General features: G+C 58.3%; 7 protein-coding genes and 1 pseudogene. 4 read left to right on the plus strand and 4 right to left on the minus strand.

Annotated elements, in window-relative coordinates; genetic code table 11:
- Positions 1-447 precede the first annotated feature (447 nt).
- Positions 448-1,737, plus strand: a pseudogene (locus P3T23_RS38040) (tyrosine-type recombinase/integrase).
- A gap of 357 nt (positions 1,738-2,094) precedes the next feature.
- On the opposite strand, the gene P3T23_RS38045 reads toward P3T23_RS38040, so the two are convergent.
- From P3T23_RS38045 to P3T23_RS38055, 3 genes are all read right to left on the minus strand, one after another.
- Positions 2,095-2,640: a glutathione peroxidase gene (locus P3T23_RS38045; protein ID WP_429321208.1), complete on the minus strand. Its 546-nt coding sequence runs from the start codon at positions 2,638-2,640 to the stop codon at positions 2,095-2,097.
- Positions 2,641-3,290: 650 nt separating this feature from the next.
- Complete coding sequence (locus P3T23_RS38050) at positions 3,291-3,623, minus strand: PaaI family thioesterase (protein WP_429321209.1); 333 nt, start codon at positions 3,621-3,623, stop codon at positions 3,291-3,293.
- A gap of 119 nt (positions 3,624-3,742) precedes the next feature.
- A complete protein-coding gene (locus P3T23_RS38055; protein WP_429321210.1) occupies positions 3,743-4,552 on the minus strand; it encodes an IclR family transcriptional regulator in 810 nt (269 codons plus the stop codon).
- A gap of 113 nt (positions 4,553-4,665) precedes the next feature.
- Between P3T23_RS38055 and P3T23_RS38060 the strand changes: the two genes are divergently transcribed.
- The 3 genes from P3T23_RS38060 (at position 4,666) to P3T23_RS38070 (ending at position 8,701) form a co-directional block, all read left to right on the plus strand.
- Positions 4,666-6,225, plus strand: a complete 1,560-nt coding sequence (locus P3T23_RS38060; protein ID WP_429321211.1) for an acyl-CoA synthetase — start codon at positions 4,666-4,668, stop codon at positions 6,223-6,225.
- Between the two features lie 19 nt (positions 6,226-6,244).
- A complete protein-coding gene (locus P3T23_RS38065; protein WP_429321212.1) occupies positions 6,245-7,381 on the plus strand; it encodes an FAS1-like dehydratase domain-containing protein in 1,137 nt (378 codons plus the stop codon).
- A 78-nt stretch (positions 7,382-7,459) separates the two neighbouring features.
- The gene (locus P3T23_RS38070) at positions 7,460-8,701 is read left to right on the plus strand and encodes a CaiB/BaiF CoA transferase family protein (RefSeq protein ID WP_429321213.1); all 1,242 of its coding nucleotides are present in this window, start codon (positions 7,460-7,462) and stop codon (positions 8,699-8,701) included.
- Between the two features lie 153 nt (positions 8,702-8,854).
- Here P3T23_RS38070 and P3T23_RS38075 read toward each other — a convergent pair whose 3' ends face one another.
- Positions 8,855-9,520 carry a TetR/AcrR family transcriptional regulator gene (locus P3T23_RS38075; RefSeq protein WP_429321214.1) on the minus strand — a complete coding sequence of 222 codons (666 nt, stop codon included), beginning with the start codon at positions 9,518-9,520 and terminating at the stop codon, positions 8,855-8,857.
- Between the last annotated feature and the right edge of the window lie 798 nt (positions 9,521-10,318).

Here is a 10,318-nt window from a genome sequence, read left to right on the forward strand (position 1 = left end):
TCGCGGCGCTGCACTGCGGCGTAACAGTGGCGTCGATAATGTGTGTAAGCTTGCTACGGGAACGTGCTGGACCAACAGGAAACACTCCGGCAGCCGGGAGGCGAGGGCGATTTTTTCAGTGCATCTGCGGTGACGGTATACCTGACGGTATGAGATCAATGGGCATCAGGAAAAGCATTTAAATTCAATGACATTCCGATGCAAAAGATAATAGAGTGGGAATGATTTAGGCTGCTCCCAAGTCGTTCCGGGAGGTCCGGTTTTCCATGTTTTTCCGTTTAAACACATGAGGTTATTGTCCGGTGTGGTCTGCTGTGATCCGGGCAATGCCTAATGGAAATGTCGGTATCGGAGACGGTACCGACATTTCTTCCTCGGACGGCCTTGTCCGATACCGTCAAATCAGTCTGACGGTATCGGTTGACGATATACGTTCGAGGAGTCCCTATGCTCACAGACATGCAGATGCGAGCGCTGAAGCCGGCCAAGAAGATCTACAAGATTGCCGATCAGCGGGGACTATATGCGGCAGTGACGCCGTCAGGCGCGGTGAGCTTCCGGTACGACTACCGGGTGAACGGTCGCCGGGAAACCCTGGTTATCGGCCGATACGATCCATCACTTTCCGCACGGAAGCCACGCAAGCCAGACGAACTCGGATTCGGAATGGCTATCAGCCTCCCGGAAGCCCGGCTTCTACGCGACCAAGCCTACGGAACAATCCAACGCGGAGAGAGTCCTTCACGTGCGAAAGTCGAGAAACGGGTCGAGGCGACCGAAGCGCTAACGTTTGGTAAGTGGGCGGAGAAATACTTTGTGGAGACTGCTCTTGCCGACTCCACACGAGCGATGCGCAAATCGGTATACGAGCGGAATCTCGCGTCGAAATTTGGCCGGCTGAAGTTGGAAGAGATCACGCCCGCACGACTGATGGCGCGCTGCGAGAAGATAGAGGGGCGCTGCGGCCCCTGCCGTGCAGGCGCGCGACATCGTTCTGCAGGTCTACCGTTTCGCGCAGGCGCGGGGACTAAAGGTGGACAATCCTGCGGAGGCCATCCGCCCGTCTGCCATCGCCAGCTTCAAGCCGCGCAATCGGGCTGTCGCCTCCCGAAATCCACGTGTTTTTCAGTGCATTGGAACAGACGCCGACGATACCTACGCTGCGTCTTGCTATCAGATTCATGCTGCTCACGCTGGTGCGCAAGTCCGAGTTCATTCTGGCGATGTGGGGTGAGATAGATTTCGACGCCGCAGTCTGGACAATTCCGAAGGAACGGATGAAGGCCGGTCGCCCCCACATTGTCTATCTGAGCCAACAGGCTCTGGACATTCTGGCCGCATTCAAGACGTGCTTCGGAGCGAGTTCGTACGTGCATCCCGGCCGCTATGAGACGGCCTCCCCAATAAGTGCGGCGACTCTGCCGCATCATTGACAGCACGGTCAAGCTGATACGCGACGGCGGGGCAGATTTTGATCCTTTCACGGTGCACGATCTGCGTCGGACGGCCAGCACGCTGTTGCACGAAGCAGGGTTCAACACCGACTGGATCGAGAAATACCTCGCTCACGAACAGCGTGGCGTGCGCGCGGTCTACAACAAGGCGGAGTATGCGGAGCAGAGGAGGGCGATGCTCCAGGCGTGGGCAGATATGCTGGACGGCTGGATTGCTACGAATCCAAAGGCGAGCGTCCGAGCGCTGGCACAGCCAGCCAAGACTCGTGAGTACATCTCTTGAGCTCGAACTTCTGTGTGCTCAAGAATGTACCCGTTTGCACTCGGATCGCCATGTTTGACGCTGGACGGCAAGAAACAGAATTTGGTAGTGCGTCGAAAATTTTTCTTGATGAATCGGACTCCTATTTATCATGCAAAACCTTTATTTGGCTCCAGGAGAGGACTCGAATAGTTGGCGTAAGTGTATGAATTAAAATGAAAAATATTACTTGCCACGCGAAGTATGCGCATTCGTATACGCAAAAACTCCGGATGTTAATGGCGGTTAGGGATTGAACGGAAGTGACCCAAACTCGTCCCAAGTCGCTCCAGAGAGCTGGCTTTTCGCGCAGCAACTTGACAATGCCGGGAGGTCGGCTCAAAGCCTGGCCAGTTCCGCGTCAATGGCCTGCAACAGGCGCGGATCGTCGGCGACCGTATCTGGGGCGAAGCGCGCTACGACATTGCCTTGTCGACTGACCAGGAACTTCTCGAAATTCCATAGCACGTCGGGCGGGGCTGCAGTGTCAATGCCATAACCCTTGAGCTGTTCTCGGAGCGGGCCGTCGCCGATTGCCGTCGGCTGCGCTTGTGTCATCACAGCGTACAGCGGGTGTTGGTCCGAGCCTCTCACGGAAATTTTCGAGAACAGGGGAAAATGCACGTCGTAGTTGAGAGAGCAGAACTCGCTGATTTCGGCGTCGCTGCCCGGCTCTTGTCCATTAAAGTTGTTGGCAGGGAAGCCGAGGATTTCCAACCCTTGGGCGTGCTTGGCCTGGTAGAGCTTTTCCAGTCCTTCGTACTGGGGCGTCAGCCCACATTTGGAGGCGGTGTTGACGATCAGGAGTACCTTGTCACGATAGTCGTCCAGACTTGCTTTGGCGCCATCGATGCGCTTGAGGGGGATGTCGTAGATCGTGCTCATGCTGATTCTCCTTAAATGGGCTGGGATGCTTAAGCTGCGAAGGCGCGATGAGCGCTGAAGTGCCGTTGTGCATCGGTATAGGAAGTGCATGCCGTCAGTCTGCTCATCTTGAAATGCCTCCACATTTTTGCGGCCTGCTAGCTTGACGCACACGTTAGGAGTCGTTTGTGCATTTGTCAAACAGGATGTATTTTTGTATATATACAAAACGTAGCGAAGTATGAGACGAATCCTCGAATTGCACCTGGCGGGATCAATGTTGCCGCGCACAGTATTTGAGGCCGAGGAGGCAGCATGGGCTGCAACGGCGATCTTCCGATTTGTAGTCTGATCGACATCGAGGCTCACTATCTGACAGATCCCTCCATCTTCCGTGAAGGGGCCATACTCAAAGGGTTGGGTGGGACGGGGCATTGTCACTACCCCGAATGTGTCGGTAAACGGGGTGGCACAACGACTCGCAGTTGCTCGCTCCTAAGCAAACCAAATTAATCCATTCGAGCACAGCGATCCGTATAAGTTTCGTCAAGAACCGAACACCGCACTAGCGCACATGACCCTGACTGCACGAGGCTACGCCTATCCGCAAAGCTCGATCGCCCTTTGTTTCAACATCAACTGTAGGCACTAACGCAGGATAACTTGGCCGCTCAATCACCGTTGCCTTGCTTACGTCCGTACGTGACGATTTTTAGCACCGCCGTCCCGACTGCTGCCACACCGGTTCCAACTCGTAGTTCCCCTTGTGCGAAAACGAGTTCGCGCGTTTGCCGAATGACGGATCCGCGTGCCTCGACGAATGATCCGCTGGGCACAGCGGTAAGGTATTTCGTATCGAGTTGAATCGTCACACACGGGGTGCGATTCGCCGCCTCCCAGGCAAGCGTGCTAACTACGTGGTCGAGTAGGGTAGCGAGCAGGCCGCCATGAACGAAGCCTCCGGGATTCAGATGGTCGTCGCCAGTGATCACGCCCAGCGTCAACCCCCCATCCTGGTCTCGCCGGCTCCACAGTGGCCCGACAAGTCCAGTGAAACCCGTTCGCGCGTGGAGCCGCCAACCCGTGTTCATCAGTTCGACTGGAGTGGGGTAAGCGTTCATGATCAGCGAAGAGAGGGCAGGCGCGACGCCAGTTCCGCGGCAGCATCGACAAGCTCGGTGGCCAGCATGCCAACCCGTGACGCGTTCATGTGATCGGTGAGGCCTACGGCAGCGAGCCCGAAGGCCATATGCTGCTTCGAATCCAGAATTGGAACGGCGATGACTGTAACACCAGCGATGTAGTTACCACGATCCACGCCGAAGCCGCGTTTGCGGGTAGTGATGACCTCTTTCAGCCACGCGTCGAACGATAGCGGGTTTTGCCACCGTAACGAATCGAACCCACTCCTCAGCTCATCGGTGCTGAAGTTGCCGAATGCGGCAACGCAGCGGCCCGTTGCGCTGATTAGCGCAGGAAATTGGCTTCCGAGCTCGACGTGCAGGCTGATGGGCAATTCGGATGCGGCAAGGGATTTCACCACCATGTGCTTCAAGCCGCTCGGTTCGACGCCCATCACGGTGACGCCGAACTTTGCAGAAATGTCGTCCAGATACGGTTGCACGACGCCATTGAAGCCGCCGCTCTTCAGCGCGCTGCGCGCCAGCGCCAGCATCCCGGGCCCGAGGCTATAGCGCTTGGTCGCGGGATCGATCTTGAGCAGCTCTTCGTCGACGAGGACGCGCAGGATGTGGAGACAGGTGCTCGGAACCAGGTCAAGTTCGTCGGCAATGGCCTTGACTCCAAGCGGCGACGGGTTGGAGCCGAGCAACCGCAGGATGGCGATCGACCGCGTGACGGCCGGTACCGGCCGTACACGGGGGCCGGTCGCCTTCTTTTCCGGCACTGGCGCTGCCTTCGAAACTTTTCTCATTTTTCGCTCCTGTTTGTATATATACAAATCTACATCCTATTTGACAAACATACAAGCGACTCCTAAAGTGGGTTTCAAGCTAGCAGGCCGTAAAAACATGGAGACACTTCAAGATGAGCAGACTGACGGCATACACCTCCTATGCCGATGCACAACGGCACTTCAGTCCGGACGCATTGTGGGACCTCGTCGACGGGGCGCCGCCGCTTCTGAACATTGCGCACGAATGCATCGACCGGCATGCCCTCGACGACCGAACGGCCGTGATTGTGGCCCATGCCGATGGCCGGGATGAGATCCTGAGCTTCAGCCAGATCGCGCAAACATCATCGCAGGTCGCGCACTACCTGCACGCGCAGGGAGTGCGCGCAGGCGACCGGGTGGGGATCATGCTCGATCCTTCGCTTGCATTTTATGCGGCTCTTTTCGGAGTACTGAAGCTTGGTGCGATTGCCGTTCCACTTTTCACGCTGTTTGGAGAAGACGGGCTGCGCCTGAGGGTGGAGGACTGCAAGCCATCTGCGCTGATCACCCACGATGAAAAGGCGCAGGTTGTTGGTTCCACCCAATGCGTCAACCTGATTTTCGCAAATCAGGCGTGGTTCGAGTGTCTTTCCCGCTATCCCACCCGGTTCGCGGCGGCGACGCAGAGCGACGATCTGGCGATTTTTCAATACACCTCGGGCACGACCCGTGAATTGCCCGATGCCGTGCGCCATACACACCGTTCGCTGGTCATGGTGCTACGTGCCGCGTTGTATGGCACAGGCGTGAGGCCACGTGAGCGATTCTTCTGTCCTTCCTCACCGGCGTGGGGGCACGGCTTGTGGCATGGCACGCTTGCACCGCTCGCGCTCGGCGCGACGATCGGCGCTTACGCCGGAAAATTCGCGCCGGAACGCCTGCTGCGTGCACTCGCTGAACACCAATTCACGAACATGTCCGCTGCAGCGACGCATTACCGGATGATCCGAAATTCCGGCGCCACCGATCAGTATCTCTATGCAATCCAGAAACTGACGTTCACCGGAGAGCCGATCGACAGCGAGAGCGCAGAGTTCATCAGGAAGACCTTCGGCTGCGCTGTGTGCAGCATGTACGGCACGACCGAGGTCGGCGTGATTCTGGCGAGTTATCCCGGTGCGCCGGATTTTCCGGTCAAGGATGGTTCGCTGGGCAAAGCCGTGCCGGGAGTGCGGGTTGCGGTGCACGATGCCGACGGACAACCGTGCGCGCCAAACGTTACGGGCGAACTCGTGGTCTGGCGCGGCGGCAGATGGCTACCAACGAAAGATCTCGGACGGATCGACGAGGAAGGTTACTTCTTTCACCGCGGTCGGGCGGACGACGTGATCATTTCGGCGGGCTGGACCATCAGTGCCGTGGAGGTGGAGGACGCCGTTTTGAAGCATCCCGATGTCCGTGAGGCAGCGGTAATCGGCGTGCCCGACCCGTTGAGAGGCCTTGTTGTGAAGGCGTTCGTGGTTTCCGCGCGCGAGGGCAGCGAAAGTTTCACTCGTGAAATCCAGGAGTTGGTGCGGGCGCGTCTGAGCCAGCACGAGTACCCGCGCCTCGTCGAGTTTGTCGGTGAGCTTCCGAAGAATCCCGCCGGCAAAGTCAATCGCAGGGTATTGCGCGAGCGCGAGCGATCCAGTTCGGCCGTTTCACATTGATTTTACCAAGGAGGAGTGTATGGCAGAAGATCAGGTCATGTTCCCGAAGATCACCGACGAGGGGCTGGAGGAACTGAGCAGGCGTATCGGGGTGAAGATCGGCGCCACTGTCGAACCCTGGTGTCACGAGGCGACGCGCGACAACATCCGCCACTACGCACACGGCATCGGCGACGACAACCCCCTGTGGTGCGATCCTGACTACGCCGCGACGACGAGACACGGCGGCCTCATTGCGCTTCCGAGTTTTCTGTTCACGACAAGCCGCATCGTTTCCGGGTATGTGGGCGGCTTGCCAGGCGTGCATGCGATGTGGTCCGGCGCGGACTGGAACTGGCACAAGCACGTGCGGCGCAACGACGTGATCACGACCGAAGCGCGCCTCAAGGATCTGATTGAGCACGATACGCGCTTCGCCGGCCGGGCGATCCAGCAGATCTATCACGTCGACTTCTACAACCAGGAGGGTGACCTCGTTGCCGACGCCGATAGCTGGTGCTTTCGTACTGAGCGCGATCATGCGCGCGAGCGTGGCACAAAGTATGCCGAAGTGAGATCGCGAGCACCTCGTTACTACTCCGAGGAGGAACTGGCGGCGGCCTATGACCTCTATCGCAACGAGAAGGTGCGTGGCGCGGAAACCCGCTACTGGGACGACGTGACGGAGGGTGAGGCGCTACCAGTTATGTTCAAGGGGCCAATGACGGTGACGGGTTTCATCGCATTTGCCCAGGGCTGGGGCGGCCTCTACATCCGGGCGAACAAGCTGGCGTGGCAACTGATCGACGCACACCCAGGGGTTGGGATCAAGAACCGTTTTGGAGTTCCCGATTGCCCGGAACGCGTGCACTGGGAAGAGGAGTTCGCGCTGCGGGTCGGCGCACCCGGCGCGTACGACTATGGTCCCGAGCGCTGCTCCTGGTTGACGCACCACCTGACCAACTGGATGGGCGATGATGGATTCTTGCGCCACGCAAAGTGCAAGATTCGCCGCCATAATCCTGAGGGCGACATGTTGTTCATCAAGGGCACAGTCAAGCGCAAGTTCGTGGAGTCGGGGCGTCACCTGGTCGAGATTGAACAGGAAGCGACCAATCAGGACAATGAGCTTTCTGTAATTGGGGGCGGTGTCGTGGAGCTTCCTGCGCGAAGCTGAATGCGAAACGGAAACGGCCGCGCGGCGGCCGCGAAGGATCGAGCATAACTGCGCCACGAAGAGAATCAGGAGACGAAAGTGACGGACTCAGCAGTTCATGATACATGCTGCGACGGTGCCAAGGGCAGAAGCGCGTTGCAAGGTCTAAGGGTGCTCGATTTGTCGCGAGTGCTTGCCGGCCCGTACGCGGGCCAGATACTTGCCGACCATGGGGCGGACGTCATCAAGGTTGAGCCGCCACAAGGCGACGAAACCCGCGAACTCGGTCCGCCGTTCGTCGACGAGAGCGCCGCCTATTTTCACGGCTTGAACCGCAACAAGCGCGCAATCTCTCTCGATCTTTCTCTACCGCGCGGCCGGGAAGTTCTGCTTGACTTGCTTGCCAGCACCGACGTGCTCATTGAGAATTTTCTGCCCGGCACGATGCGCAAATGGGGCATTGGCTATGAGGAGACACTCGCCGAGCGCTTCCCTCAGCTCATCTATTGCCGGATTTCCGGCTACGGCGAACACGGCCCCTTATCCGGTCAACCTGGCTACGACGCGGTGTTGCAGGCATTTTGCGGCCTAATGAGTGTCAATGGGCACGCGTACACCGGGCCGACGCGGGTCGGCGTCCCGATCGTCGATACCGCCACTGGTCTCTCGTCTGTCATCGGTATCCTGCTTGCGCTCGCCGAACGCACCCACTCGGGCCGCGGGCAACTGGTGGCGACTTCGCTGTTTGACACCGCGTTGGGCCTGCTGCATCCGCATCCTTCGAACTGGTTCGCCTCGGGTATTGCGCCGAAGCTCACAGGCAACGCGCACCCTAACATCTCTCCCTACGATACGTTTCGCGCGCGCAACGGCGAGGTCTTCATCGGCGTGGTTAATGATGGGCAGTTCCGGCGCTTTTGCAGCATGTTGGGCTGTCATGACCTGATCGACGATCCTCGATTTGCAACGAACCGCGTCCGTGTAGAGAACCGCGACGCCTTGCGCAAAGAAATTGAGCACATGCTGTGCGATTTCGACGCGGCGGTGCTGTGCGAGCGACTGACGGAGGTGGGCGTTTCGGCTTCGAAAGTCAATTCTGTCGAAGACGTGCTGCAACACCCGCATACGCGTGCCCGTGGAATGGTGGTCGACCTGCCTGGCTACCGAGGGATTGGACCGACGGTGAAGCTGTCGCGAACACCCGCACGCGTTCGAACCGCGCCGCCTGCCTTCGCCGCCGACCTTGATGCGGTCATGGCTGAGGCCGGCTATCGCCCCGAAGAGGTCGATGCATTCGCACAAAATGGCGCGACGCCAAGACAAAAGAAAGCGAAAGGCTAGACGAGTGCGCGCGAATCCGGCTGCCGCCTTCGTGGTCACGCCACCGGGCTTTGCCGCCGGCTTCGCTGTGCGTCCATACGGACCTTCGCGACTGGCCTGCTGCGCGACCACAGAAAGATCGGCCTCGCGACGCGCGTTGCCCTCCTCAGGCTTTCAGGACGGGCCTGGTGCGGTGCTCAGTGCTCTCCAGACCACCTTCGTCATAGCGCGAAGCCCGTCGAGATCAGGAGTGTTCTTGCCTGCCCGACGTACAAAGAGGAGCAAGCCCTGCAGGTTTGATGTGAGCAATGCGCCTCGCAGAGTGCAGTCCTCTGAAGACAATTCTGGATTGATCTTCGCGACCAGGTCTGCAAATATCTCCTGGTTTTGTCCGGTGATTTCCTCGAGGAGATCACGAGCGAAATCCTCGTGCTCAGCCAAACTCCAGAGTTCAATCGCTAGGGCGCTGAAGTTGCTATTCGGTCGCGCGAGCGCGTTAAATGTCTCATCGGCAATCTTATCCAGACGTGCCAACGGCGTAAGCGAACTATCGCCGGACAGTTTGCGATACAAATCCAGATAGCGGTCGCCCATTGCCCCGACGGTAGCCCGCAGCAGGTCTTCCCTTGTGCGGAAGTAGTGCTGGAGCGTGCTCAACCGAAGGCCGGCCATCCTCGCGACACGCCGCTGGTTGAACGCCGCATACCCGTCGGTGGCGAAGGCGTTTATTGAAATCTCGAGGATTTCAGGCACGCGCGTAGTTCGGTTTCCCCGTCGCCGGGTCTCGCCTGTCGAATTGGCGGCTGACATATCTTCCGCCGTAGTGATCAGTTGTTTCATTTCCCTTCCTCGGTCGCGGGATGGCCAAAGAACCTGAGGCTCCGATGGAGCCTCGCTGAGGCTGCATTGAGCTGAGTAAAGATGTCCAGGCGAGCAGCAACGTCGGCCCACGTGCTCGCCCTTTTATAGGTCCAGAAACCTAGATTGCTTGTTAATATTTCATATCTTACAAATAAGATTCCGAAAAAAAATACAGGTATGTTAGGAGTTTACCTATGTATGCTCTGCTTGCATATAGGTCCAACGACTCCTATTATAGGTCTATAGACCGATTTAGATGAGCACCGGCGGTGGAACACGAACCAGAAGGTGCGCCACCACCCGGGGCCGGATGCGGCGAACCCGGGAAGCGTTTGAGGAGCAGGAGATGGGTACGGAGGGGCAGTCTTTGCGTTGGCTGATCGACAAATGGCTGACGCCCGGGCGGACGATCAGACTGACGCGATACAGCTATCCGGGCACCAGTCATCATCGTTGCATCCGCATCGAGTCATCGCGGGCAACGGGACCCTTCGAGCTGTTCTTTTTCCGGCATGACGACGGTCGGTGGCGCGTATTTCCTCCCGAGCGGGAGCGGCCCGTGATGGGACGATACGGTCGCTTTGCATAGCTGGGCTGCCATGTATGGGTTGGGCTGTCTGGACCCTGGCAGGTCAGTCGATCGAACAGCATCGGGGTGTACCGCCCTGTCAGGCGATAGTGCCGGAGAGACTGCTATTGCGTCGTCGACAAAGGACAAGGTGCCGTCCGTTCGCTGGTGTTGCTGGACCACTGATGCATTACCAAGACCCCGTCAGG

It is taken from the genome of Paraburkholderia sp. GAS448 (genome assembly GCF_050435685.1).
Lineage (GTDB): Bacteria > Pseudomonadota > Gammaproteobacteria > Burkholderiales > Burkholderiaceae > Paraburkholderia.

Coding starts and splice junctions, on each gene's coding strand:
- P3T23_RS38045 (WP_429321208.1), bottom strand. CDS start 2,640: ATGAGCACGATCTACGACATCCCCCTCAAGCGCATCGATGGCGCCAAA.
- P3T23_RS38055 (WP_429321210.1), bottom strand. CDS start 4,552: ATGAGAAAAGTTTCGAAGGCAGCGCCAGTGCCGGAAAAGAAGGCGACC.
- P3T23_RS38060 (WP_429321211.1), top strand. CDS start 4,666: ATGAGCAGACTGACGGCATACACCTCCTATGCCGATGCACAACGGCAC.
- P3T23_RS38065 (WP_429321212.1), top strand. CDS start 6,245: ATGGCAGAAGATCAGGTCATGTTCCCGAAGATCACCGACGAGGGGCTG.
- P3T23_RS38075 (WP_429321214.1), bottom strand. CDS start 9,520: ATGAAACAACTGATCACTACGGCGGAAGATATGTCAGCCGCCAATTCG.